Below are 22,432 nucleotides of genomic sequence, written 5' to 3'. Positions count from 1 at the left end.
GTTGATAGGCCAGATGTGGAAGCCCGGTAACGGGTGGAGCTGACTGGTACTAATAGGCCGAGGGCTTGTCCTCAGTTGCTCGCGTCCACTGTGTTAGTTCTGAAATAACGAACGGCCGTGTTTTGTTCCGGTGTTGGTTAATTTCATAGTGTTTCGGTGGTCATTGCGTTAGGGAAACGCCCGGTTACATTCCGAACCCGGAAGCTAAGCCTTTCAGCGCCGATGGTACTGCAGGGGGGACCCTGTGGGAGAGTAGGACGCCGCCGAACTCCTTTTGATAGTTAAGCCCCGTGCCCTTGTGGCACGGGGCTTTTCTGCGTTCCGACCGTTTAAGGTCGTGGCATGCGCTACGAACTGGTCATCTTCGACAACGACGGTGTGCTCGTGGACAGCGAGCCGATCGCCAACACCATCCTGGCCGGCTACCTCACCGAGCTCGGACACCCCACCTCGTACGAGGAGTCCCTCCGCGACTACATGGGGTCCGCCGTGCACCGTGTGCACGACCTCGTCGAGGAGCGGGGCGGGGAGAAGCTGCCCGCGGACTTCGACGACACGCTCAACTCACGGATCTTCGCCGCGTTCCAGCAGGAGCTGGAACCCGTCCCCGGCGTGCAGGAGGTGCTGGGGGAGCTCGTCGCCGACGGGATCCCGTACTGCGTCGCGTCCTCCAGCAGCCACGAGCGGATCCGGGTCAGCCACCGCAAGACAGGGCTCGACCAGTGGTTCGAGGAGGAGTGGATCTTCTCGGCCGAGGATGTGGGCCGGGGGAAGCCGGCGCCCGATCTGTTCCTCTTCGCCGCCGAACGGATGGGCGTCGCCCCGGAGCGGTGCGTCGTCATCGAGGACAGCCCGCTCGGGGTGGAGGCGGCCAGGGCGGCGGGCATGGACGTGTACGGGTTCACGTCCATGATGCCGGCGGACCGACTGGCCGGTGTGACCGGGCATTTCTCCGACATGGGACAGCTGCGGGAATTGCTTGCCTGACGCGTCTACCCATGGGTAGAGACTGGCTCTACGCTCGCGCCCATGACAGATGCACGTTTGCGGCACGGCAGAGCCTCCCTTGCGTTGAGCTTCTTCGTGCAGGGCGTCACCTTCGCTCTCCTCGTGACCCGGATCCCCGCCATTCAGGACCGGTACGGGATATCCGACGGCCTGCTGCCCGTGTTCCTCGCTGCCGTGCCGATTCTGGCCGGTGTGGGCAGCGTGGTCACCGAGAAGGTGGTCGCGCGGGTACGGCCGAGGGTGGTCCTGTGGTGGGCGCAGCCGCTCGTGCTGCTTGCGCTGCTCGGCGTCGGGGCCGGCAGCGAAGTCTGGGAAGCGGCCCTGGCGCTCGGGGTGTTCGGGCTGTCCGTCGGCGCGCTGGACGCCTCCATGAACATGATGGGGGTCAGCCTGCAGCGGGCGTACGGACGCTCCATCATGCTCGGATTCCACGCCGCGTACAGCCTGGGCGGGATCGCCGGGGCGTCCATGGCGTGGGCCGGGGCGCACTGGGATCTGTCGCTGCTGGTCTCGTACTTTCCTGCGGTCGTGGTGCTGCTGCCCGTCGCGTTCATCGGGAGCCGGTGGTACGTCGAGGGGAAGCAGGAGGAGCAGCTACAGGGTGCGGAGCGAGGGAAGACCGGTTCGGTCTCCTTCAGGCTGCTGATGCCGCTCTGTCTGGTGATGTGCTTCGCGTACATCGGGGATTCGACCGTCTCCAACTGGAGCGCGAAGTACCTGCAGGACGTGCTGGGGAGCTCGGAGCAGCTTTCGACCGTCCCGTACAACGTCTACATGGTGACGACGCTGCTGGGGCGGGCCGTCGGGGACCTGGGGGTGCGGCGGTTCGGTGCCGTGGCCGTGGTGCGGTCGGGGAGTGTGCTGGCCGCCGCCGGGTTCGGTGTGGTGGCCGTCGCCGGTGGTGCCTGGGTGGGGATGCTCGGGTTCACGATGCTCGGGCTCGGGCTCTGTGTGATCGTGCCGCAGACGTTCGCGGCTGCCGGGCGGATGTTCCCCGGGGCGAGCGACTCCGCTATCGCCCGGCTGAACATCTTCAACTACGTGGGGTTCCTCGTGGGCTCGCCCCTGGTGGGGGCGCTCGGGGACGCGTGGAGCTACCGGGGCGCGATGCTCGTCCCCATGGTGCTGGTGCTCGCGATGCTGGTGTACGCCAAGTCGTTCGGCGCGGAGCCTGCCCGATACGGTGGCGGGCATGAGCGGCCGCGCACAGTTGATGTGGGATGACGCAGTAACGGGATACGACTTCGGGGACAGTCATCCCATGGATCCGGTCAGGCTCGCCCTGACCATGGGGCTGGTGCGGGCGTTCGGTCTCGACCGGGCGGTGGACGTGGTCGCGGCCAAGGCGGCCGGGGATTCGACGCTGCGGCTCGTGCACCGGTCCGACTACGTGGCGGCCGTGCGGGCGGCCTCCGCCGATCCGCGGGCCGCGGACCAGAGCTACGGGATCGGGACGACGGACGATCCGGCGTTCGCCGGGATGCACGAGGTTTCGGCGCTGATCGCCGGGCAGTCGGTGGCGGCCGCCGAGGCCGTGTGGCGGGGTGAGACCGGGCACGCCGTGAACTTCACGGGTGGGCTCCATCACGCCATGCCCGGCGGGGCGGCGGGTTTCTGTATCTACAACGACCCGGCGCTCGCCATCGCGCGGCTGCTGGAGCTGGGGGCGGAGCGGGTCGCGTACGTCGATGTGGACGTGCACCACGGCGACGGGGTGCAGGCGGCGTTCTGGGAGGACCCGAGGGTTCTGACGATCTCGCTGCACGAGCACCCGCGCACTCTCTTCCCGCAGACCGGGTGGCCGGAGGAGACCGGTGCCGGGGCGGGGGAGGGCGGTGCGGTCAATGTGGCGCTGCCGGCCGGTACGGGGGACGCGGGGTGGCTGCGGGCGTTCCATGCGGTGGTGCCGGAGCTGCTGGCGGACTTCCGGCCGCAGGTGCTGGTGACGCAGCACGGGGCCGATACGCACTTCGAGGACCCGCTGGCCCATCTCGCGGTGTCGCTGGACGCGCAGCGGGCGGTGATGGCGGCCTGTCACGACCTGGCGCACGAATACGCGGACGGTGGGCGATGGGTGGCGCTCGGCGGGGGTGGTTACGCGGTGGTGGATGTGGTGCCGCGGTCCTGGACGCATCTGGTGGGGATCGCCGCGCACGCGCCGGTGGACCCGGCGTCGGTGATCCCGTCGTCCTGGCGGGACGAGGTCTACGCGCGGACCCGGCAGCTCGGCCCGGCCCGGATGACGGACGGGCGTACACCGTCGTGGAAGGCGTGGGAGGACGGCTACGATCCCGCGGACCGGCTGGACCAGGCGGTGCTCGCGACCAGGCGTGCGGCGTTCCCGTTGCGGGGGCTGCTGACCTGACGGCCGGAGCGGTGGCGTGTTCCGGTTACGCCAACTGTGGGGCGTCATCCGGGTTTTGGCCCCTGGGTGCTGTGGGTGGGGGAGCATCGGCAGGGTGTTGAGCACCGGAGCGCTGCGTGCGCATCTGCTGGCGGCCCGGCTGGCCGGGCCCGTGGCCACCTCGCGGGAAGTGAGTCTGCGGAGTTATCGGCTGTTCGCGGCCAGGGATCCGCGGGTGACGCTCGGACTCGATCCCGGACGGGGCTGGGGGGAGCGGGAGCTGCTGCGGCTGATGGCCGACAAGTGCGGGGTCTCGGGTGATCCCGCGCATGTGGCGGGCCCCGATGTGATCGATCCGGAGCGGACGATGGCGGGACTGGACGCGTTTGCCGGGCGGTTGGCAGATGCCGCGGTCCGGGGGGCGCCGGTGCTGTTCGGGACGGGGCATCCGCATCGGCTGCTCGGTTTCTACGCGGCGCTGGCAGACGCCTTGTCGGCGGTGGGGTGCACCGTACTCACCCCCGCGCAGGGGCGACGTATCGACATAACGACCCGGTTCGGCGTACGTACGTACAACCTCGACTACGTACGGGGAGTCGCGCTGGTGCGCGAACCCGGCGCGCGGGTGCCCGGCGGTGGCACCGGCGCACACACCCACTCACCGCTGCCTCTGAGGGTGGCGCTGGAGGCCGCGGCTGACGCCCGGGGGCCGCTGCCGGAACTTGTCGTGGGGGACCACGGCTGGGTCTGCGGGGCAGGTCAGCTGGGCATCGAGGCGATCGGCCTGGCCGATACGGACGATCCCGCGCTGTTCGTCGGGGAGGCGGAGGGCCGGGTGGCGGTCGCCGTCCCGCTCGACGACGCCGTGCGATCCGCGTACTACCTGCCGCTGACGCGCTATGTACTCAATCGGGCGTGTCTGTCACAGTAGGCGGCCGATCGTCTCTCCTCTTCCCCACTCGCATCACCCGCCCCTAATCTGGGGAGTGAGCGCACAACGACGAAGAGTCACCGGAGGGGAAGCCGGTGCGCGTCTCGTGCGGAAGGTACAGGTGGGTCATGGCTGCTGACAGCGAGAGGCCTCTTAACGAGGTCAAGTTTCTGACCGTGGCGGAAGTCGCCTCGGTCATGCGAGTGTCGAAGATGACCGTGTACCGCTTGGTGCACAGCGGTCATCTGCCGGCGATCCGGGTGGGAAGGTCCTTCCGGGTGCCGGAGCAAGCGGTTCACGAGTATCTCCGCGAGTCCTTCGTGGGGGTGGGGACGGCCTGACATTCCCCTCGGATTACGTACCTCACCCGGTGGCGGGTAGGCTAGGCCGACGTAGGTCGTGTGGGCCCAGACGCCCCGCACCAGTGAAGAAGAAGTGAGCGAGGGTAGTCGTGGGCTCTGTTATCAAGAAGCGGCGTAAGCGGATGGCCAAGAAGAAGCACCGCAAGCTGCTCAAGCGCACGCGCGTTCAGCGTCGCAACAAGAAGTAAGCGAACGCAGTTCGTGAAATCCGCAGCCCTTTCGCCGATGAGGCGGGAGGGCTGCGGTGCTGTGCGGGGGGTGTGTCCTGCGGGGGCACACATTCGGGCCAAGACGCGGGAGAAGGCCGCCGCGCAGGCGTCACAGAGCAACATCCACCCGCTACGGTGACGACCGGGGGAGTGCCTTTTTCTCGGGCGCCCCTTCCACTCACTTCACGGGAGACCGACGGAAGGCGCTGATCTTGGGGAAGGTCGTGCTCGTCACGGGAGCGGCCCGGCAGCTGGGCGGCCGGTTCGTGCGGCGCATCCAGCGTGATCCGGACGTGGACCGGGTGATCGCGGTCGACGCGGTCTCGCCGGGGCACCAGCTGGGCGACGCCGTCTTCGTCCGCGCGGACATCCGCCAGCCCGCCATCGCCAGAGTCCTCGGCGAGCACGCGGTCGACACGGTCGTGCACCTGGACGTCAGCGCCAAGGCGCTGGGGGCCCAGGGGCGTACCGCGGTCAAGGAGACCAACGTCATCGGCACCATGCAGCTGCTCGGTGCGTGTCAGAAGTCCCCGTCCGTCCGGCGGCTGGTGGTGAAGTCCAGTACGGGTGTGTACGGCTCCGCGCCCCGTGACCCGGCGGTCTTCCATGAGACGACCCCGCCCAAGTCCCTGCCCAGCGGGGGCTTCGCGAAGGACGCGGTCGAGGTCGAGGGGTACGTACGGGGCTTCGCGCGCCGCAGGCCGGACGTGGCCGTGTGCGTGCTGAGGTTCGCGAACATCCTGGGGCCCGACCCGGACTCGCCGCTCGCCGACTATCTGTCGCTGCCGGTGCTGCCGACGGTGTTCGGGTACGACCCGAGGCTCCAGTTCGTGCACGAGGACGATGTCCTGGCCGTCCTCGCCATCGCCTCGGGCGAGCCGCGGCGCGGGACGCTGAACAGCGGCACGTTCAACATCGCCGGGGACGGGGTGCTGCTGCTCTCGCAGTGCTCGCGGCGGCTGGGGCGGCCGACGATGCCGCTGCTGCTGCCCGCGGTCACATGGGTCGGGCAGGCGCTGCGTACCGTCGGCATGACGGACTTCTCGCCGGAACAGATCCGGCTGCTCACCCATGGCAGGGTGGTCTCCACGGTCCAGATGCGCGAGACCCTGGGCTTTCGGCCGCGGTTCTCCACGGCGGAGACCTTCGCCGAGTTCGCGCGCAGCCGGGGGCCGGGGCTGTTGCCGCCCGCGGCGGTGGGCCGGGCCGTCGACAGGCTGGCCGCGAAGCCGTTCGCCGGGGGCAGCGGCGGCGACACACACCCGACTCCGAGCGTCAGGTAGAGGAGCGCACCGACGATGGCGGATGCCAAGGTCATTCCGTTCGACGACGACCGTTCGCGGTCGGGGGGTGTGCCGCGCACTGCGCGCCGGCGGCCCTCGGGGCGCGGTACGGGGTCCGTCAGCGCCCTGCCCGGGCAGCCGGGCGCCGCCGTGCCGCCGGAGGGGCCAGAGGAGCCTGTGGTGGCCCCTGAGAACCCGGGAGGCGGCGGCTGGGACCGGCGGATCGCGGGCGGGCTCGCGTTCCTGCGGCGGCGGGTCACGGGCGAGTACGACGTCGACGAGTTCGGTTACGACGAGGAACTCACCGACCAGGTCCTCATGTCGATGCTGCGGCCGGTGTACGAGAAGTACTTCCGGGTCGAGGTGAAGGGCATCGAGAACATCCCGTCGGAGGGCGGGGCGCTCATCGTGTCCAACCACTCGGGGACGCTGCCGCTGGACGGGCTGATGCTCCAGGTCGCGGTGCACGACAACCATCCGGCGGGGCGGCATCTGCGGCTGCTCGCGGCGGACCTGGTCTTCATGCTGCCGGTCGTGAACGAGCTGGCCCGCAAGGCCGGTCACACGCTGGCCTGCGCGGAGGACGCGGAGCGGCTGCTGCGGCAGGGCGAGGTCGTCGGGGTGATGCCGGAGGGCTTCAAGGGCGTCGGCAAGCCGTTCGGCGAGCGGTACAAGCTGCAGCGCTTCGGGCGGGGCGGCTTCGTGTCGACGGCGTTGCGGGCCGGGGTGCCGATCGTGCCGTGCTCGATCGTGGGGGCGGAGGAGATCTACCCGATGATCGGCAACGCGAAGACGCTGGCGCGGCTGCTGGGGTTCCCGTACTTCCCGATCACGCCGACGTTTCCGTGGCTGGGGCCGCTGGGTGCGGTGCCGTTGCCGACGAAGTGGACGATCCAGTTCGGTGAGCCGATTCCCACGGACGGGTATCCGGTGGAGGCGGCGGAGGATCCGATGCTGATGTTCAACCTGACGGATCAGGTGCGGGAGCAGATTCAGCACACGTTGTACAAGTTGCTGGTGCAGCGGCGGTCGGTGTTCTTCTGAGTTGTGCGGGGTGCGGGGGTGCCCGGGAGGCCTCGAGGTGCGCCAGGGCGCGGGTCTTGTCCTCAATCGCCGGACGGGCTGGGGATTGTTGGCCTCGGGTGTGCCGGGGTGCGGGCTTTGTCCTCAATCTCCCCCATAGCCTCAAAGGCATGGGGGACCCCCTCGACGGGCTTGATTTTGCCGGGGCGCGCTTGGTTGTGGTGGGGCGGCCTCGGGTGTGGTGGGGCGGCCTTGGAGGCCGCCCCGGGCGGTGCGTCAGTTCTTGTCGTCCTGGGCGTCTATTCCGAGGCCGCCGATCAGGCCGGGGATCAGGGGCGGCAGGGTGATGTCCGGTGACGGGGTCGTGCTCGGTGTGTCCTGTGTCGGTGTGGTGGCTTCGGGCAACGGCGGGTCGAAGAGCCCGTCCGTGCCACCGCCGATCAGGCCGTCCGCCGGGGTGCTGCCCGAGCCCGAGGGCCGGGGCGAGGAGCTGGTGCCCGTAGTGCTGTCGTGCGTCCCGGAGGGGGACGAGGGCGACGGGGGGTGCGAACGGGAGGACGGGGCCGAGCCGGTGCCGGTGGTGCCGGACTCGCTGGTTCCGTCGTCGGTCTCCGGAGGGCGGGGCAGCAGCGACTGCAGCGGCTCGACCTCTTCGTCTATGGCCGCGAAGACAGAGCTCACCTGGTCGCCGATGTCGGTCAGCTGTACGGGGAGACGGTTGCGGAGGCTGCTCCAGCTGTCGCGGTGGGCGCGGGAGAAGGAGTCGAGGGTCTGGATGGGACCGATCGTGCCGTCGCGCTCGTAGGCGGCGTGGAGGAGACGGTGGCCCTCGGTGGCGTCGTGGGTCATGCCGTTGAGCGTGCGCCTGACCTCGCCGAGCTGCTCGTGGTCCAGGTCGCCGGAGCGGGCGCGCTCCATCAGCCTGCGGGCTTCGCTGAGCCGGGTCGAAGCCTGGTCCAGGTAGACCTCGCCGCGGTCCGTGTCGCCGTCGGCCAGGCCGAGGTGGATGTCTTCCATGCCGCGTTTCAGCCCGTAGAGGGAGTCACCCGGCAAGGCGTCGGAACTGGCAGCGGCCACGCCGCCGAAGGCCCCCGCGGCCACACCGACGGTGAGCCCGCCGGCTGCGAGGCCTTTCGTCCAGCGTGATCTGGGGCGCAGTTTCCGGAGTGGCGAGGCCCGGTGGGCCCCCTTGCCCCGTTGTTCGGGCACCGTAGGGTCCGCGGACGCGGCGCCCTCGGCGAACATGGCCTCCATGGCGGCGACGAGCTGGGCTCGCTGCACCACTTTGACCTCGGGATCCAACTCCGGCTTCGGTAGTTCACCGAGGCCGTTCGCCAGGGCCAACAGCGGTCCGGGGCCGGCCTGTTCAGCCGGGTCCTCGGGCTGTACGGCCGCCGCACCGCGGAGCGACTGCTCCTCCAGGGCCAGGGCGAAGGCGTTCGCCCGCCGGTGTGCCGAAACGTTTGCGATCACTGGCGGCACCTCCTCTCGTCATGACGGTCGACTCCCCTGTGGGTCCGGAAGGTTGCACACCTTGAGCGCATCCACACGATTGAGTGAGTGTCTGCGGACATGGGGTGACGACAGGGAGCCTGCAACCGGCACAACGAGCGGCGCGGCATTGGGGTTACGCACGAAAGATGATCGGACCAGTGCGTGATGAACATATCGCAGAGAGTAGGACCGACCGATTCGGTCCGGGGTGGGTCAGCGGGCATCGTCCGGAAGGAGCCGGGCGAGGGTGCGGACGGCGCGGTACTGCAGAGTCTTGATCGCGCCCTCGTTCTTGCCCATCACCCGCGCGGTCTCGGCGACCGAGAGGCCCTGCAGGAAGCGCAGGGTCACGCACTCCTGCTGCTGGGGATTGAGTCGGCGCACGGCTTGCAGCAGTGCGGCATTGGAGAGGGACTCCAGTACGGAGTCCTCGGGGCTGCGCTCGACCTCGTTGGCGTCGAGCATCTCGCCTGTGGTCACTTCCAGTCGGAAGCGACTGGATTTGAAGTGGTCGGCGACCAGATTGCGAGCGATGGTGACCAGCCAGGCGCCGAAGTCGCGGCCCTGCCAGGTGAAGGTGGAGATGCGCCGCAGGGCGCGCAGGAAGGTCTCACTCGTGAGGTCCTCCGCTGTCGCCTTGCCGCCCACCCGGTAGTAGATGTAGCGGTACACGGTGTCGCTGTACTGGTCATAGAGGCGGCCGAAGGCGTCAGCCTCACCGGCCTGTGCGCGCTCGACGAGATCCATCATGCGCGCGCTGTCGCTGTCGGCGGTCGGCCGACGAACGGTGGACGTGGTTGTTGCGCCGCGGTTGCTGCGTCTTCCGACCGCCGCGCCGCGTTCGGCCAGGGCGTAGCAGGGGCCGGCAGGTGCAGGGGTGGCAAAGGCGGGTACGGCGTACGCGGTGGGGACGAAGCCGCGCAAGCGGTCGGCGACCGTTGCGCGCAGCGTAGCCAGGCCCGAGGCGTCAACCCCGACGTGTGGGTACACGGGACTCCCAGAGGCAGAGCTTCCATCACGTGCAGTGCGAAACCGTCACTCGTCGTAGTGAGTGGTGGGTTCCGAATGCGTCTGAGGAGAATAACGCTTCGTACAGGCAGTGCTACACCCAGTTGCGGAAATCATCGGTTACGTCGCTTCAGTAGCGACTACGCGACGCATCAAGTGGCACATCGTGACCGGTTGTTGATCGAATTGCTTCGAGATCTGTCTGGGGCTGCGACAGGTTGTGGTCGAGTGCGGGTAACCCGACTGGCCGGAGCGGTCGGTGGGTACGGGGTCCCGATTGGCGGCAGGGGGCCGGGCGTGGCCCGGCCCCGAGGGGCCCGGGTCAGTGGCGGCGGCGGTGCAGGGCGACAGCTGCCGCGGTGCCGCCGGCGAGGGCGCCCACACCGGCCGCGGCCGGGATGCCGACCTTGGCGGCCTTGCGGCCGGTCCGGTAGTCGCGCAGCCGCCAGTCCCGGGCGCGCGCGTGCTTGCGGAGCTTGGTGTCCGGGTTGATCGCGTACGGGTGCCCGACCAGGGACAGCATCGGGATGTCGTTGTGCGAGTCGCTGTACGCCGCGCAGCGGGCCAGGTCCAGGCCCTCCGCCGCGGCCAGGGCGCGTACCGCTTCGGCCTTCGCGGGGCCGTGCAGCGGTTCGCCGACCAGGCGCCCGGTGTAGACGCCGTCGACCGATTCGGCGACGGTGCCCAGTGCCCCGGTCAGGCCGAGCCGGCGGGCGATGATCGTGGCGGTCTCCACCGGGGCGGCGGTGACCAGCCAGACCTTCTGGCCGGCGTCGAGGTGGGCCTGGGCGAGTGCGCGGGTGCCGGGCCAGATGCGGTCGGCCATGTACTCGTCGTAGATCTCCTCGCCGATCGACATCAGCTCGGAGACGCGGTGGCCCTTCACGATGGACAGGGCGCTGTCGCGGGCGTCCTGCATGTGTTCGGGGTCCTCGACGCCGGCCAGCCGGAACCAGGCCTGCTGCCAGGCGAACCGGGTGAGTTCGCGGCGCTCGAAGAACTTCCGCTTGTACAGCCCGCGACCGAAGTGGAAGATCGCGGCGCCCTGCATCACGGTGTTGTCGAGGTCGAAGAAGGCGGCGGCGCGGTCGTCGCCGACGACGGGGAACTCGGGTTCCCCTTCCTGCGCGGCGGACTGCGCGCCGGAGGCGGCGCCGTCCTCGGCGCCGGGGGACTGCTCGGCGGCGAGCGAGGACTTCCGTGCTGCCTCCGCCGCCGCTTCGCCTGCCAGCACGCTTCGTGCTGTCGCGGAACGCCTACGCGGTGTGAGCCATCCAAGAGCGGCCATGCCGTGAGCATAGCCAGTTGCCCCGCCCCTTCCCGACCTGCCGGGATGCGGTGGCGTGAACTCTCGGAGACCGATGTGTTGAACAGGCGATTCCGGGCGTACCGGTTCACGGCCGGATCAAGGTCGGGCTCGCCCCCGGGGCGGCGCAGAATGAGAGGCATGAGTGCCCTGCTGCGTCGTACGAAGAAGAAGCCCGCCGACCGCGTGGTGACCCTGGTCGGGAAGCCGGGGTGTCACCTCTGTGACGATGCCAGGGCGGTGGTGCGGACGGTCTGCGCGGAGACCGGCGCGTCCTGGGAGGAGAAGGACATCACCCAGGACGAGGAGCTGTACCGGGAGTACTGGGAGCAGATCCCCGTGGTCCTCGTAGATAACGAACAGCACACGTTCTGGCGCGTGGACCCGGTGAGACTGCGCAGTGCGCTGATTTCCTGAGTGAAACCCGGTTACCATCGTGGGCGTTTTGAGTGGTCTCGGGGGCGTGGCTGTGAGGAGTGTGTTCCGCTTTGCCCCCTTCGGGCCTGCAACGGGCTGATGCGATCCGTGGTTCCTGGATCGCGCGACGGATGCGCGTGACCCCGGTCACTTTGACCGGACAAAACGGACACTATCTTTGTGCACGCGTTCACAAAGACATAGCCTGCATTCGACGGGGCGGTCTTGGGACATACGGCCGCCTGCAGCCCCGCTCATCCCGCAGGAGCACCGTGGCAACTGGCCGAAATCACCGACCGGCGACCCGTAGCCGAGGAATTCCCGAGGCCACCGTCGCCCGACTCCCGCTGTATCTCCGCGCACTGACCGCGCTCTCCGAGCGTTCGGTCCCCACGGTCTCCTCCGAGGAGCTCGCCGCGGCGGCAGGGGTCAACTCCGCGAAGCTGCGCAAGGACTTCAGCTATCTCGGTTCGTACGGGACGCGAGGCGTCGGCTACGACGTCGAGTACCTCGTCTACCAGATCTCGCGTGAGCTCGGCCTCACCCAGGACTGGCCGGTCGCCATCGTCGGCATCGGCAACCTCGGCGCGGCGCTCGCCAACTACGGCGGTTTCGCCTCCCGCGGGTTCCGGGTCGCCGCGCTGATCGACGCCGACCCCGCGATGGCCGGAACGCCGGTCGCCGGGATCCCCGTCCAGCACGCCGACGACCTGGACCGCATCATCAGCGAGAACGGCGTGTCGATCGGTGTGATCACCACGCCGCCCGGCGCCGCCCAGCAGGTCTGCGACCGGCTCGTTGCCGCGGGTGTCACCTCCATCCTGAACTTCGCCCCGACCGTGCTCTCGGTGCCCGAAGGTGTCGACGTGCGCAAGGTCGACCTCTCCATCGAGCTGCAGATCCTCGCCTTCCACGAGCAGCGCAAGGCAGGTGAGGAGGCTGCCGACAACGCCCCCGACCCCGCCGCGCCGCCCGTGCGCGCCACGACCAGCAGCCGGAAGGGACCCGACGGGGACATGCCCGCCGTGATGCCGGCATGAGTCTCCTTGTCGTAGGGCTGAGCCACCGCAGCGCCCCCGTCTCCGTGCTGGAGCGGGCCTCGCTGTCCGCCGACAGCCAGGCCAAGCTGCTGCAGGACACCCTCGCCGCGGAGCCCGCGGTCGAGGCCGCCGTCCTCGCCACCTGCAACCGCATCGAGCTGTACGCCGACGTGGACAAGTTCCACGCGGGTGTCGCCGAGCTGTCCACGCTGCTCGCCCAGCACAGCGGCGTCGGTCTGGACGAGCTCACTCCGTATCTCTATGTGCACTACGAGGACCGGGCCGTCCACCACCTCTTCTCGGTGGCCTGCGGACTGGACTCGATGGTCGTGGGCGAGGGCCAGATCCTCGGTCAGATCAAGGACGCGCTGGCGCTGGGGCAGGAGCTCCACACCGCCGGCCGGCTGCTGAACGATCTCTTCCAGCAGGCCCTGCGGGTCGGCAAGCGCGCCCACAGCGAGACCGGGATCGACCGGGCGGGGCAGTCGCTCGTCACCTTCGGTCTTGAGCAGCTCGCCGACGGGCGCGACCCCGTGGCCTGGGCGAAGGGCAAGCGCGCCCTGGTGATCGGCGCGGGTTCGATGTCCTCGCTGGCTGCCGCGACCCTGGCCCGTACCGGTGTCGCCGAGATCGTCGTCGCCAACCGCACCCGTGCCCGCGCCGACCGCCTGGTCGAGATCCTGAACCAGGCCGACGGTACGGGGGTGGCCGCCCACGCCGTGGAGATGGCCGCGGTCTCCGACGAACTGACACGTGCCGATGTCGTCGTCTCCTGCACCGGCGCGACCGGGCTCGTCCTGAGCGCCGAGGCCGTCGCCGGAGCGCTCGGGCTGGACGTCGACCCCGCGTACGAGGCGCCCGCCGCTCCCGTGCCGGCGCCGCTCGCCGGGCCGGACGAGCAGCACGCCGCGTGGGTGGAGAACGGTTCCGCCACCGCGACCGCGCAGGCCAGGGCCGTCCGCCGGATCCCGGCCCAGTCCACCGGCCCCGTCCGCCTCGCCCTGCTGGACCTCGCCATGCCGCGCGACATCGACGGCGGCGCCGCCCGCCTCGATGGTGTGCGCCTCGTCGACATCGAGTCGCTCGCGGAGGCGTCCGCGGACGCCCCGATGGCCGCCGATGTGGACCAGGTGCGCACCATCGTCGCCGACGAGGTCGCCGCCTTCGGTGCCGCCCAGCGCGCCGCCCACGTCGCTCCCACCGTCGTCGCCCTGCGCACGATGGCCGCCGGAGTGGTCGCGGGCGAGATCGCACGGCTGGACGGACGCCTCCCCGACCTGGACGAGAAGCAGCGCGCCGAGATCTCGCAGACCGTGCGCCGCGTCGTCGACAAGCTCCTGCACGCGCCCACCGTGCGGGTCAAGCAGCTCGCCAGCGAGCCCGGCGGCGCCGGGTACGCCGATGCGCTGCGGGAACTCTTCGACCTCGACCCGCAGACGGTCGCAGCCGTCTCCCGGGCAGACCTGAACGACCCGAATCGAGGGCGGTCATGACCGACAACTCACCCCTGGGCGCGGGGGCCACCAAGCCGCTGCGGCTGGGGACCCGGCGCAGCAAGCTCGCGATGGCGCAGTCCGGCCTCGTGGCCGACGCGGTCAGCGAGGTGACCGGGCGCGCCGTCGAACTCGTCGAGATCACCACGTACGGGGACACCTCCCGCGAGCACCTCGCACAGATCGGCGGGACCGGCGTCTTCGTCGCCGCGCTGCGCGACGCGCTGCTGCGCGGCGAGGTGGACTTCGCCGTCCACTCGCTCAAGGATCTGCCGACCACGCCGCACGAGGGCCTCGTACTGGCCGCAGTGCCGGTGCGCGAGGACCCGCGCGACGCCCTGGTGGCGCGCGACGGGCTGACCCTCGAGCAGCTGCCGTCCGGTGCCCGTATCGGCACCGGCTCGCCGCGCCGCATGGCGCAGCTCAACGCGTACGCCCGCAGTCACGGCCTCGACATCGAGACCGTGCCGATCCGCGGCAACGTCGATACGCGCATTGGTTTTGTACGAAGCGGTGAACTCGACGCGGTGGTACTCGCCGCGGCCGGGCTCAGCCGCCTCGGACGGAGCGGTGAGGTGACCGATTTCCTGTCGGTCGACACCGTTCTGCCCGCTCCCGGCCAGGGAGCACTGGCGATCGAGTGCGCTGCAACCAGCGCTGACCTCGCCGCCGCGCTCGCCGAGCTCGACGACCCGTACACCCGGGCCGCCGTGACCGCCGAGCGTGCCCTGCTCGCCGCCCTGGAGGCCGGCTGCTCCGCACCTGTGGGTGCGCTGGCCGACCTCCAGGCCGACGGCCAGGCTGTCAACGAACTGCGCCTGCGCGGTGTCGTCGGTTCCACCGACGGTTCCTCGCTGGTACAGATGTCCACCACCGGTCCCGTCCCCACGTCGCACGACGACGCGGCGGCCCTCGGTCGCGAACTCGCGTCCGAGATGCTCGCCAAGGGTGCGGCCGGTCTTATGGGGGAGCGAGCACTTTGAGCCCCACCGGCCACGCCGCATCCGAATTCCCGGTCCTGTCCGCAGGGCACGTCACCTTCCTCGGCGCCGGTCCCGGCGACCCGGGACTGCTGACTCTGCGCGCCGTCGAGGCGCTTGCGAGCGCGGACGTTCTTGTCGCCGAGCCGGACGTTCTCGGCGTCGTCCGCTGCCATGCGCGGGCAGGCGTAAGCACGCCTGAGCTGACGGTTGTTGACGCGCAGTCAACAGCCGCCGGTGTTCCCGTTCTCAGGGATGCGGTCAATCTTGTCATGGAGGCCGCGAAGGGCGGCAGGCGGGTCGTCCGTGCCGTCTCCGGTGATCCCGGCCTGGACGGCAACGCGGGCGGTGAGATGCTGGCCTGCGCCGCCGCGGGCATTCCGTTCGAGGTCGTGCCGGGTGTCGCCAACGTCGTGGGCGTGCCCGCGTACGCCGGGGTGCCGCTGCGCGACGCTCAGGGCGCGGACGTCCGCTTCATCGACGCCCGTACTGCTTCGGACCGCTGCTGGAGCGAGGTCGGCGCGAGCGATTCGACGTGCGTGATCTCGACGTCGCTCGACTCGGTGGCCGCGGCCGCCGGTGAGCTGGTCTCGGCGGGCCGCAAGCCCGACACCCCGCTGACCGTGACGGCTGCCGGTACGACGACGCGCCAGCGCACCTGGACGGCGACGCTGGGCACCATCGCCCAGGTCTTCAAGCAGGGCAAGATCCTGCCGTCGCCGGACGGGCACCAGCCCGTCATAGCCGTGGTCGGGGAGCGCAGCTCCGCCGCGCAGCGCGATCAGCTCGCGTGGTTCGAGTCCAAGCCGATGTTCGGCTGGAAGGTGCTCGTGCCGCGTACGAAGGAGCAGTCGGCGTCGCTCTCCGACCAGCTGCGTTCCTACGGTGCGGTGCCGCACGAGGTCCCGACGATCGCCGTCGAGCCGCCGCGTACGCCCCAGCAGATGGAGCGGGCGGTCAAGGGCCTGGTCACGGGCCGCTACGAGTGGATCGCCTTCACCAGCGTCAACGCCGTGAAGGCCGTCCGGGAGAAGTTCGAGGAGTACGGGCTCGACGCCCGTGCCTTCGCCGGGATCAAGGTCGCGGCCGTCGGCGAGCAGACCGCTGCCGCGCTCGTCGACTTCGGTGTGAAGCCGGACCTGGTGCCCTCCGGTGAGCAGTCCGCCGCGGGTCTGCTGGAGGACTGGCCGCCGTACGACCCGGTCTTCGACCCGATCGACCGCGTCTTCCTGCCGCGTGCCGACATCGCCACCGAGACGCTGGTGGCCGGGCTCATCGAGCTGGGCTGGGAGGTCGACGACGTCACCGCGTACCGCACGGTCCGCGCCTCGCCGCCGCCCGCCGACACGCGTGAGGCGATCAAGGGCGGCGGTTTCGACGCGGTGCTGTTCACCTCGTCCTCGACCGTGCGCAACCTGGTCGGCATCGCCGGCAAGCCGCACAACGTGACGGTCATCGCGTGCATCGGCCCGGCCACGGCGAAGACCGCCGAGGAGCACGGCCTGCGCGTGGACGTCCTCTCCCCGGAGCCCTCGGTGCACAAGCTGGCCGAGGCCCTCGCCGAGTTCGGCGCCCAGCGCCGGGACGCGGCGAAGGAGGCCGGTGACCCGGTGACGCGGCCGAGCGAGCGCCGTCCGGGTGCGCGGCGGCGTCGTACGACGACCTGATCCGTCGTTCCTGAGTGACGAGTGCGGGGCCCGGCTGCTTCTTACCGAAGCGCCCGGGCCCTCGCCCGTTTTCCCGGCAGAGGTGTCGGTAAGAGCGTGATGTGTACGGGTCTAGTCTCGAAGGATGACTGTGTACGGAAACTTCCCCGGCTCTCGACCCCGACGGCTGCGGACGACCCCCGTCATGCGGCGCATGGTCGCCGAGACCCGGCTCGACCCGGCGAACCTGATCCTGCCCGCGTTCGTGCGCGAGGGCATCGACGCCCCCGTCCCCATCTCGGCCATGCCCGGTGTGCAGCAGCACACCCTGGACACCCTGCGGAAGGCCGCGGTCGACGCGGTCTCGGCGGGCGTCTCCGGGATCATGCTGTTCGGTGTGCCGCTGGACGAGAAGAAGGACGCACGCGGCACGGCCGGCACCGACCCGGACGGCATCCTCCAGCTCGGTCTGCGCGCGGTGCGCGAGGAGGTCGGTGACGATCTCGTCGTCATGTCCGACCTCTGTCTGGACGAGACCACCGACCACGGCCACTGCGGTGTGCTGACCGAGGACGGCCGGGTCGACAACGACGCGACGCTGGAGCGTTACGCGGAGATGGCCCAGGTCCAGGCCGACGCGGGCGCCCATGTGGTCGGCCCCAGCGGCATGATGGACGGCCAGGTCGGCGTGATCCGCGACGCGCTGGACCAGACCGGGTACGAGGACGTGTCGATCCTCGCGTACACGGCGAAGTACTCCTCCGCCTTCTACGGCCCGTTCCGCGAGGCCGTCGGCTCGTCGCTCAAGGGCGACCGCAAGACCTACCAGCAGGACCCGGCCAACCTCCGCGAGTCGATGCGCGAGCTGGCGCTCGACCTCGACGAGGGCGCGGACATGGTCATGGTCAAGCCGGCCGGGCCGTACCTCGACGTCCTGGCGAAGGTCGCGGACTCGGTGGACGTGCCGGTCGCCGCGTACCAGATCAGTGGTGAGTACTCGATGATCGAGGCCGCCGCCGAGAAGGGCTGGATCGACCGGGACGCGGCGATCCTGGAGAGCCTGACCGGCATCCGCCGGGCGGGCGCGCAGATGATCCTGACGTACTGGGCGACGGAGGTCGCGCAGAAGCTGCGCCGTTCCTGACGGAGGCCGGGGCCGGTGGGCGGGGCGGTGGGGGTGCGCCTCAGTCCCACCAGAACGTCCAGGCCTCCTGGTTCAGCAGCGCCTTCTCCGCGTAGGTCTCCAGGGTGTTGAGCGTGGACTGCTGGATGTTGTCCGGACAGAACGCGAAGTGTTCGGCGGCCAGAGCCAGGGCCACCGCTTCGGTGGTGGGTGGGCGCGCCACGGAGACGGTCAGGGTGTCGAAGCCGAGCGCCACGACCCGGATGCCGAAGCGGTCCTCCCAGGAGCGGAGGACCGCGCAGAGCCGGGCGACGTCGTTCTCGTGGTTGAGCGGTCCGCCCCAGCCGATCGCCGCCGGGATGTCCGCGCTGCGCCTGGCCGGGACGAGCGCCAGGCGGGCCCCGGGCAGGGCCAGGCTGTTGCCGGCCAGCATGTCCGCTACGTCAGCAGCCAGCTTCTCCGGGCTGTCCGGGCCGTCCGCCAGGGGTATGGGCGCCAGGCCCGGCCAGTCGTTCTCGGTGTCGAGCTCGTCCTCCGCGTACGCGTCCCAGATCTCGCGCAGGACGTCCTCGGCGTCATGATCGCCGGGGTACGACATGCGGGCCGGGTCGAGCTCCCAGGCCTCGGGCCCCTCGTCGCGTCCGCCGCGGTCGATGAGCACGGGCAGCAGCCCGAGGCTCCGCCCCGCGTCGCGGAGCGCGGTCCAGCCGCCGGGGGTCGCGGGCCCGTCCGCGTACCAGAGCAGCGGTTCGTGCCACGGCCCGTCGGTCGTGGTGTCCACGAGGGTGCCGGGCGGGAGTTCGAGCCCTGACGTGGCCAGGGACGGGAGCGGGTTCGGAAGCGTCGCCATGTCGAGGAGCGTACGGGCGGGCACTGACAGTCGATCGCTCAGGAACCGATGTATGCGGCGAAGGCCGTCCAGGTGGTGGGGGCGAGGGTGAGCGTGGGGCCCTCGGGGTTCTTGGAGTCCCGGACGTGGACGGCGGCGGGGTGCGCGGCAATCTCCACGCAGGCGCCGCCTTCGCTGCCGCTGTAGCTCGACTTCTGCCAGGCGTAGGCGACTTCGAGGCAGGCGCCGCCCTCGTCACTGCTGTAGCTGGACTTGAACCACTCGTGTGCGGTGCTCATTACTCTCCTAGCAGCCGGTCCAACAGGCCTTTTGTTTCCTCTGTGTTGAGGGCCTGCGTTCGCAGCATCGCATATTTCTGCGACAGGATGCTGACCTCATCCGGGTCCGAAACGATCCGGCCCCCGCGCTGAGTCTCGGTGTAGCCGAGGCGTTGATAGTCGGGTGTTTCGACCAGGATGAAGGGGCCGTCCAGGGCTGCGTGGGTCTGCTGGCCGAACGGCATGACCTGGAGAGCGATCCCCGGCAGGTCGGCGCAGGAGCGGAGGTGGCGGACCGTCTCCGCGTACACCTCCTCACCACCGAGGCGGTCCATGAGGATGGCCTCGGAGATCACGAAACTCGTGGTGGGCGGCACTCTGCGGTGCAGGATGGCCTTTCGTTCCACGCGGGACGACACCTGGGTATCGATGTCTCCCTCGCTGATGACGGGCACCTTGCTCCGGAACACCGCACGCGCATAGCTCTCCGTCTGGAGCAGCCCCGGCAGTACCTGGTTCTCGAACCAGGACAGGGCGAGCGCCTCCCGCTCCAGGTCGAGGTACTCCTCCGCCCACGCCGGGATCAGATCCACCTCCGGCATGTTCTCGACCGCTGTCTCCAGCGCCCCCTTGGTGTCCAGCAGGGTGTCCATGCGGCGGGCCAGTGGCAGTTGGAGTGCGCGTCTGCCCTGCTCGATGGAGGCGATGGTCTCCGGCTGGGTGCATGTCTGCTCGGCCAGGTGGCGCTGGGTCAGCTCCGCCGCGATGCGGAACCGGGCGACCAGCGCGCCCACGAGTTTCATTGCCGACGCGTTCTTGCGCTGCCGCTTCCTGGGTTGCATACGGTCCCCACTTCCCACCCGCATTCGTGCTTCACGCGCGCCCGGCCCGTACAAGAAATCTGTACGGGCCTGCACACTGCGACAGCCTAGTCACCGAGTGTGACGCTCGCTTCATGAATGAGACGATGCAACTCCCGCTGCTGCGCGAGCGGTTCTTCCGGCGTGAGCGCCGGTCGGTGCGCGAGGCCAGGGAGTTCGTGCGGGACGCGCTGGCCGACTGGGGGTTCGGTGAGGTGCGGGCGGGTGACGTGGCGCTGTGCGTCAGTGAGCTGTGCACCAACGCGCTGGTGCACGGGGTGCCGCCAGGGCGTGGATACCGGCTGATGTTGTGGCTGCGGGACGAGGGGCAGGTGCGGGTCGAGGTGCACGACAGCGGTGACGGGGTGCCCGGGGTGCGTGAGCCCGACGGGGAGTCGGGGCGAGGGCTGGTGATCGTGGAGGCGCTGGCGGACCGGTGGGGTGTGGGCGAGCGGTCGCCCGGGAAGACCGTGTGGTGCGAGTTCGACTGAGGGTGTCCGGGGTGGCCGGCCGGGGAGAGCGGGCGGACTCGGGGCCGGGTCTGCGGGTTCTCCGCCGTGCGTCCCGGCCGTGTCCCTACGATCAACGCCATGAGAGCCTCCGGAACCTTCACTGTCACCTCGTTCGTCCCAGCCGATCTGAAGCCCGATCCTGAAATCGTCACCGCGCTTCCCGTTGGCGTCGCGACCATCGTGAAGAGCTTCGAGGGCGAGATCACCGGCTGTTCGACGACCCTGTTCACCGCCGCCTTCGACCAAGCCGCCGGCGTGGGTACGTACATGGCGATGGAGTCCTTCGAGGGGGCGGTCGACGGTCGCGAGGGCACGTTCAACTTCGTGCACTCGGCCGCGACGAGCGGCGACGACCGCACCAACGAGTTCTTCGCGATCGCGCCGTCCAGCGGAACCGGCGCGCTGGCCGGTATCCGCGGGGGCGGCGGGCTGGCTGTCGACGGGGACGGCATCCACCGGATCTGGTTCGACTTCGACTTCGACGCCGGCCCCGCGGGCGGTGCTCAGTAGGTGAGCGCGTCCGCCCGCTCGGTCTGCCAGTAGGTGACGAAGCCGTTGTCGTCCCAGAAGGTGTTGGACGGGAGCGTCAGGTTGACCGGGGTGCCCGAGGAGCCTTCGAAGTTCCGGCCGGAGAAGTTCACCTGAAGGTGCGTGGCCTGGCGCGGGGCCGGGCCGGCGCCGGGCTCGCCGGTCAGACCGATGGCGGCGTACGCGGACTGGCCCGGGTCGAGCGTCACGACGGCCTGCGGTTGGCTGTCGTCCAGGATCGGGAAGACGGCCTGCGCGTCGTCGAAGCGGAGCTTGGGCGCGTAGTGCGCGTAGCAGGGGCGGTCGCCCGTGTTGGTCAGGGTCAGCAGCAGGTGGTTGAGGGGGCGGCTCACCGTGCTGACGCTGGTCCTGGTGTTCCCGCCGTGGCAGGTGACGGGGGTGCGGTCGGGGGTGCTGCCTGCCCGGTCCGTCGAGCCGGTGGTGTTCTTTCGGTCGCTCTTCCCGTCGTTCTTGGCGGGGGCAGCGGTGTTCTTGGGCGTGCTCGCGGTGCCGGTGTCGGTGCTGGTGTCGGTGGTCTTCTCCTCCGGAGCGGCGGTCGCCGCCGGGGGCGGCGGGGACTGCTCGACGGCCGTGTGTGCTGCCGGCGCGGCCGCTCCCGCCTTGGCGCTCTCGCTGCCGGCGACCTCACTGCCGCACGCGGTGAGGGAGAGGGCGGCCAAGAGGGCGGTGGCGGCGAGGACGGTGGTGCGGATGCTGTTCCTGCGCATGGTGGTACTCCCCGTGAAGTGCAGTGGTGGGTGGTGGGTGGTGGGTGGTACTCAGTACTGGAGGGCGTCGTCCATGCTCATCTGCCAGTAGGAGACGGTCAGGCTGCTGTCCACGTAAGTGCTCTTGGAGAGCGGCACACTGACCGCCGAGCCGGTGCCGTCGGAGTTGCCGTCGCGGTTCTGGAAGCTGACGTTCAGGTCCTTGGTGGAGTAGCCGTTCGAGCCGCTGCCGTCGGCGGAGGACGTCATGACGGCGGTGTAGGCGGACTCACCCGGGTTGATGGTCGCCACTGCCTGCCCCTTGCTTTCCTCGAAGGTCTTCGGCACGGACTGGGCTTCGCCGAACTGCAGGTAGGGGTAGAAGTAGGCGTTGCAGGCCTTCGAGCCGGTGTTGGTCATCGTGAGCAGCATGTGGTTGGCCGGCCGCTGTACCTCGGTGATCGACAGCTTGGTGTTCGCTCCGGTGCAGGCATCTGTGACCGCGTCGTCGCTGGTGTCGCTGGTGTCGCTGCCGCTGCTGCCGCTGCCACCGCTGCTGCTGCCGCTGTCGCCCTTCGGCTTGGCCGTGGACGAGCCGGAGCCCGAGCCCGAGCCGGCGGAGTCCTTGCCCTGGTCGGCGGTCGGGGCCGCCGTGCCCTTGTCGCCGGAGGCGCCGGAGTTCTCCGCCGGGGTCTGGGAGGACGAGCCGGCCGAAGCGGAGGCGTGGTCGTCGAACGGCGCCGGGTCGTCGCCCTGGCAGGCAGTCAGGGACAGGGAGGCGACCAGTGCGACGGCGCCGAGGGCGGAGGTGCGGGCGGCGCGGCGGAAGCTGAGGGTACGCATGAGATGTTTTTCCGTTCGTTGAGTGTGGTGGAGTGTGGGGCGCCGCTTTGGCGCACCGGGGACTGGCAGATGTACTGGACAATGACGTGTGGTCAGAGGCTCCACAGGAGTGCGATGACGGTGGCGACAGAGGCGATCAGAACTCCTGTTGCTACTGCATCGGTCAGGCTGAGTTGAGGACGAGTACGCACGGCGGCTCCCGGTGACG

Annotated in this window: 24 protein-coding genes and 2 rRNA genes; 18 read left to right on the top strand and 8 right to left on the bottom strand. The window is 69.9% G+C overall.

From position 1 onward, the window contains the following. From ACIBJG_RS13555 to ACIBJG_RS13510, 10 genes are all read left to right on the top strand, one after another. Nucleotides 1–73 (top strand): 23S ribosomal RNA (locus tag ACIBJG_RS13555); the annotation flags it as partial. Between the two features lie 79 nt (nucleotides 74–152). Then, nucleotides 153–269, top strand: a 5S ribosomal RNA gene (gene rrf, locus ACIBJG_RS13550). A gap of 73 nt (nucleotides 270–342) precedes the next feature. After that, a complete protein-coding gene (locus tag ACIBJG_RS13545) occupies nucleotides 343–987 on the top strand; it encodes an HAD family hydrolase (RefSeq protein ID WP_399307634.1) in 645 nt (214 codons plus the stop codon). Between the two features lie 42 nt (nucleotides 988–1,029). Next, nucleotides 1,030–2,232, top strand: coding sequence for an MFS transporter (locus ACIBJG_RS13540; protein WP_399307633.1), 1,203 nt, complete (start codon nucleotides 1,030–1,032; stop codon nucleotides 2,230–2,232). Then, nucleotides 2,201–3,373 (top strand): acetoin utilization protein AcuC, encoded by a 1,173-nt coding sequence (locus tag ACIBJG_RS13535; RefSeq protein WP_399307632.1) that lies wholly within the window; start codon nucleotides 2,201–2,203, stop codon nucleotides 3,371–3,373. Before ACIBJG_RS13540 ends, ACIBJG_RS13535 begins: the two co-directional genes overlap by 32 nt. Nucleotides 3,374–3,467: 94 nt before the next feature. After that, nucleotides 3,468–4,283, top strand: coding sequence for a phosphatase (locus ACIBJG_RS13530; RefSeq protein ID WP_399307631.1), 816 nt, complete (start codon nucleotides 3,468–3,470; stop codon nucleotides 4,281–4,283). 128 nt (nucleotides 4,284–4,411) lie between these two features. After that, a complete protein-coding gene (locus ACIBJG_RS13525) occupies nucleotides 4,412–4,624 on the top strand; it encodes a helix-turn-helix domain-containing protein (protein ID WP_123460011.1) in 213 nt (70 codons plus the stop codon). A gap of 110 nt (nucleotides 4,625–4,734) precedes the next feature. Then, the gene (locus tag ACIBJG_RS13520; RefSeq protein WP_003948845.1) at nucleotides 4,735–4,833 is read left to right on the top strand and encodes a 30S ribosomal protein bS22; all 99 of its coding nucleotides are present in this window, start codon (nucleotides 4,735–4,737) and stop codon (nucleotides 4,831–4,833) included. Nucleotides 4,834–5,066: 233 nt separating this feature from the next. Then, a complete protein-coding gene (locus ACIBJG_RS13515) occupies nucleotides 5,067–6,137 on the top strand; it encodes an NAD-dependent epimerase/dehydratase family protein (protein WP_399307630.1) in 1,071 nt (356 codons plus the stop codon). 15 nt (nucleotides 6,138–6,152) lie between these two features. Continuing rightward, a complete protein-coding gene (locus tag ACIBJG_RS13510) occupies nucleotides 6,153–7,181 on the top strand; it encodes a lysophospholipid acyltransferase family protein (RefSeq protein WP_399307629.1) in 1,029 nt (342 codons plus the stop codon). A 255-nt stretch (nucleotides 7,182–7,436) separates the two neighbouring features. On the opposite strand, the gene ACIBJG_RS13505 is transcribed toward ACIBJG_RS13510, so the two are convergent. From ACIBJG_RS13505 to ACIBJG_RS13495, 3 genes are all read right to left on the bottom strand, one after another. Then, nucleotides 7,437–8,633 (bottom strand): DUF5667 domain-containing protein, encoded by a 1,197-nt coding sequence (locus ACIBJG_RS13505; RefSeq protein ID WP_399307628.1) that lies wholly within the window; start codon nucleotides 8,631–8,633, stop codon nucleotides 7,437–7,439. A 234-nt stretch (nucleotides 8,634–8,867) separates the two neighbouring features. Then, complete coding sequence (locus ACIBJG_RS13500; protein ID WP_123460007.1) at nucleotides 8,868–9,644, bottom strand: ECF subfamily RNA polymerase sigma factor, BldN family; 777 nt, start codon at nucleotides 9,642–9,644, stop codon at nucleotides 8,868–8,870. Between the two features lie 340 nt (nucleotides 9,645–9,984). Beyond that, entirely contained in the window at nucleotides 9,985–10,950 is a 966-nt protein-coding gene (locus ACIBJG_RS13495; RefSeq protein ID WP_399307627.1) for an HAD family hydrolase, read from the bottom strand. 159 nt (nucleotides 10,951–11,109) lie between these two features. Between ACIBJG_RS13495 and ACIBJG_RS13490 the strand changes: the two genes are divergently transcribed. From ACIBJG_RS13490 to hemB, 6 genes are all read left to right on the top strand, one after another. Further along, nucleotides 11,110–11,385: a glutaredoxin family protein gene (locus tag ACIBJG_RS13490; protein ID WP_399307626.1), complete on the top strand. Its 276-nt coding sequence runs from the start codon at nucleotides 11,110–11,112 to the stop codon at nucleotides 11,383–11,385. 272 nt (nucleotides 11,386–11,657) lie between these two features. Then, on the top strand, nucleotides 11,658–12,425 hold the full coding sequence (locus ACIBJG_RS13485) for a redox-sensing transcriptional repressor Rex (RefSeq protein WP_399307625.1): 768 nt from the start codon (nucleotides 11,658–11,660) through the stop codon (nucleotides 12,423–12,425). Beyond that, on the top strand, nucleotides 12,422–13,918 hold the full coding sequence (locus ACIBJG_RS13480; protein WP_399307624.1) for a glutamyl-tRNA reductase: 1,497 nt from the start codon (nucleotides 12,422–12,424) through the stop codon (nucleotides 13,916–13,918). The genes ACIBJG_RS13485 and ACIBJG_RS13480 overlap by 4 nt, the downstream gene beginning before the upstream one ends. Beyond that, nucleotides 13,915–14,901, top strand: coding sequence for a hydroxymethylbilane synthase (hemC, locus tag ACIBJG_RS13475; RefSeq protein ID WP_399307623.1), 987 nt, complete (start codon nucleotides 13,915–13,917; stop codon nucleotides 14,899–14,901). The genes ACIBJG_RS13480 and hemC overlap by 4 nt, the downstream gene beginning before the upstream one ends. Next, nucleotides 14,898–16,565, top strand: coding sequence for a uroporphyrinogen-III synthase (locus ACIBJG_RS13470; protein ID WP_399307621.1), 1,668 nt, complete (start codon nucleotides 14,898–14,900; stop codon nucleotides 16,563–16,565). The genes hemC and ACIBJG_RS13470 overlap by 4 nt, the downstream gene beginning before the upstream one ends. A gap of 124 nt (nucleotides 16,566–16,689) precedes the next feature. Next, a complete protein-coding gene (gene hemB, locus ACIBJG_RS13465) occupies nucleotides 16,690–17,688 on the top strand; it encodes a porphobilinogen synthase (RefSeq protein WP_399307620.1) in 999 nt (332 codons plus the stop codon). Nucleotides 17,689–17,728: 40 nt separating this feature from the next. Here the strand turns inward: hemB and ACIBJG_RS13460 are convergent, their stop codons facing one another. Genes ACIBJG_RS13460 through ACIBJG_RS13450 form a run of 3 tightly spaced genes read right to left on the bottom strand, consistent with a single transcriptional unit; the run spans nucleotide 17,729 to nucleotide 19,616 of the window. Then, nucleotides 17,729–18,517 carry a DUF4253 domain-containing protein gene (locus ACIBJG_RS13460; RefSeq protein ID WP_399307619.1) on the bottom strand — a complete coding sequence of 263 codons (789 nt, stop codon included), beginning with the start codon at nucleotides 18,515–18,517 and terminating at the stop codon, nucleotides 17,729–17,731. 38 nt (nucleotides 18,518–18,555) lie between these two features. Continuing rightward, nucleotides 18,556–18,795 carry a DUF397 domain-containing protein gene (locus ACIBJG_RS13455; RefSeq protein ID WP_399307618.1) on the bottom strand — a complete coding sequence of 80 codons (240 nt, stop codon included), beginning with the start codon at nucleotides 18,793–18,795 and terminating at the stop codon, nucleotides 18,556–18,558. Next, complete coding sequence (locus ACIBJG_RS13450) at nucleotides 18,795–19,616, bottom strand: Scr1 family TA system antitoxin-like transcriptional regulator (protein ID WP_399307617.1); 822 nt, start codon at nucleotides 19,614–19,616, stop codon at nucleotides 18,795–18,797. The genes ACIBJG_RS13455 and ACIBJG_RS13450 overlap by 1 nt, the downstream gene beginning before the upstream one ends. Before the next feature lie 113 nt (nucleotides 19,617–19,729). On the opposite strand from ACIBJG_RS13450, the gene ACIBJG_RS13445 reads away from it, so the two are divergent. Both ACIBJG_RS13445 and ACIBJG_RS13440 read left to right on the top strand, forming a co-directional pair. After that, on the top strand, nucleotides 19,730–20,125 hold the full coding sequence (locus ACIBJG_RS13445) for an ATP-binding protein (RefSeq protein ID WP_399307616.1): 396 nt from the start codon (nucleotides 19,730–19,732) through the stop codon (nucleotides 20,123–20,125). Between the two features lie 99 nt (nucleotides 20,126–20,224). Further along, nucleotides 20,225–20,656: a DUF3224 domain-containing protein gene (locus ACIBJG_RS13440; RefSeq protein ID WP_399307615.1), complete on the top strand. Its 432-nt coding sequence runs from the start codon at nucleotides 20,225–20,227 to the stop codon at nucleotides 20,654–20,656. On the opposite strand, the gene ACIBJG_RS13435 is transcribed toward ACIBJG_RS13440, so the two are convergent. Continuing rightward, nucleotides 20,650–21,402, bottom strand: coding sequence for a DUF4232 domain-containing protein (locus ACIBJG_RS13435; protein ID WP_399307614.1), 753 nt, complete (start codon nucleotides 21,400–21,402; stop codon nucleotides 20,650–20,652). The two genes, ACIBJG_RS13440 and ACIBJG_RS13435, sit on opposite strands and share 7 nt — an antisense overlap. 51 nt (nucleotides 21,403–21,453) lie before the next feature. Continuing rightward, nucleotides 21,454–22,224: a DUF4232 domain-containing protein gene (locus ACIBJG_RS13430; protein ID WP_399307613.1), complete on the bottom strand. Its 771-nt coding sequence runs from the start codon at nucleotides 22,222–22,224 to the stop codon at nucleotides 21,454–21,456. Between the last annotated feature and the right edge of the window lie 208 nt (nucleotides 22,225–22,432).

The sequence above is a fragment of the Streptomyces sp. NPDC050422 genome (genome assembly GCF_044458665.1).
GTDB lineage: Bacteria > Actinomycetota > Actinomycetes > Streptomycetales > Streptomycetaceae > Streptomyces.
Note: the sequence above shows the minus strand (reverse complement) of the source record. Positions and strands in the feature narration are given on the sequence as shown.

What these genes read in the sequence shown, in the direction of transcription:
- ACIBJG_RS13460 (WP_399307619.1), bottom strand. Translation starts at nt 18,517, where the DNA reads ATGGCGACGCTTCCGAACCCGCTCCCGTCCCTGGCCACGTCAGGGCTC.
- ACIBJG_RS13445 (WP_399307616.1), top strand. Translation starts at nt 19,730, where the DNA reads ATGAATGAGACGATGCAACTCCCGCTGCTGCGCGAGCGGTTCTTCCGG.
- hemC (WP_399307623.1), top strand. Translation starts at nt 13,915, where the DNA reads ATGACCGACAACTCACCCCTGGGCGCGGGGGCCACCAAGCCGCTGCGG.
- ACIBJG_RS13480 (WP_399307624.1), top strand. Translation starts at nt 12,422, where the DNA reads ATGAGTCTCCTTGTCGTAGGGCTGAGCCACCGCAGCGCCCCCGTCTCC.
- hemB (WP_399307620.1), top strand. Translation starts at nt 16,690, where the DNA reads ATGACTGTGTACGGAAACTTCCCCGGCTCTCGACCCCGACGGCTGCGG.
- ACIBJG_RS13450 (WP_399307617.1), bottom strand. Translation starts at nt 19,616, where the DNA reads ATGCAACCCAGGAAGCGGCAGCGCAAGAACGCGTCGGCAATGAAACTC.
- ACIBJG_RS13430 (WP_399307613.1), bottom strand. Translation starts at nt 22,224, where the DNA reads ATGCGTACCCTCAGCTTCCGCCGCGCCGCCCGCACCTCCGCCCTCGGC.
- ACIBJG_RS13490 (WP_399307626.1), top strand. Translation starts at nt 11,110, where the DNA reads ATGAGTGCCCTGCTGCGTCGTACGAAGAAGAAGCCCGCCGACCGCGTG.
- ACIBJG_RS13535 (WP_399307632.1), top strand. Translation starts at nt 2,201, where the DNA reads ATGAGCGGCCGCGCACAGTTGATGTGGGATGACGCAGTAACGGGATAC.
- ACIBJG_RS13525 (WP_123460011.1), top strand. Translation starts at nt 4,412, where the DNA reads ATGGCTGCTGACAGCGAGAGGCCTCTTAACGAGGTCAAGTTTCTGACC.
- ACIBJG_RS13440 (WP_399307615.1), top strand. Translation starts at nt 20,225, where the DNA reads ATGAGAGCCTCCGGAACCTTCACTGTCACCTCGTTCGTCCCAGCCGAT.
- ACIBJG_RS13510 (WP_399307629.1), top strand. Translation starts at nt 6,153, where the DNA reads ATGGCGGATGCCAAGGTCATTCCGTTCGACGACGACCGTTCGCGGTCG.
- ACIBJG_RS13435 (WP_399307614.1), bottom strand. Translation starts at nt 21,402, where the DNA reads ATGCGCAGGAACAGCATCCGCACCACCGTCCTCGCCGCCACCGCCCTC.
- ACIBJG_RS13455 (WP_399307618.1), bottom strand. Translation starts at nt 18,795, where the DNA reads ATGAGCACCGCACACGAGTGGTTCAAGTCCAGCTACAGCAGTGACGAG.
- ACIBJG_RS13540 (WP_399307633.1), top strand. Translation starts at nt 1,030, where the DNA reads ATGACAGATGCACGTTTGCGGCACGGCAGAGCCTCCCTTGCGTTGAGC.
- ACIBJG_RS13495 (WP_399307627.1), bottom strand. Translation starts at nt 10,950, where the DNA reads ATGGCCGCTCTTGGATGGCTCACACCGCGTAGGCGTTCCGCGACAGCA.
- ACIBJG_RS13545 (WP_399307634.1), top strand. Translation starts at nt 343, where the DNA reads ATGCGCTACGAACTGGTCATCTTCGACAACGACGGTGTGCTCGTGGAC.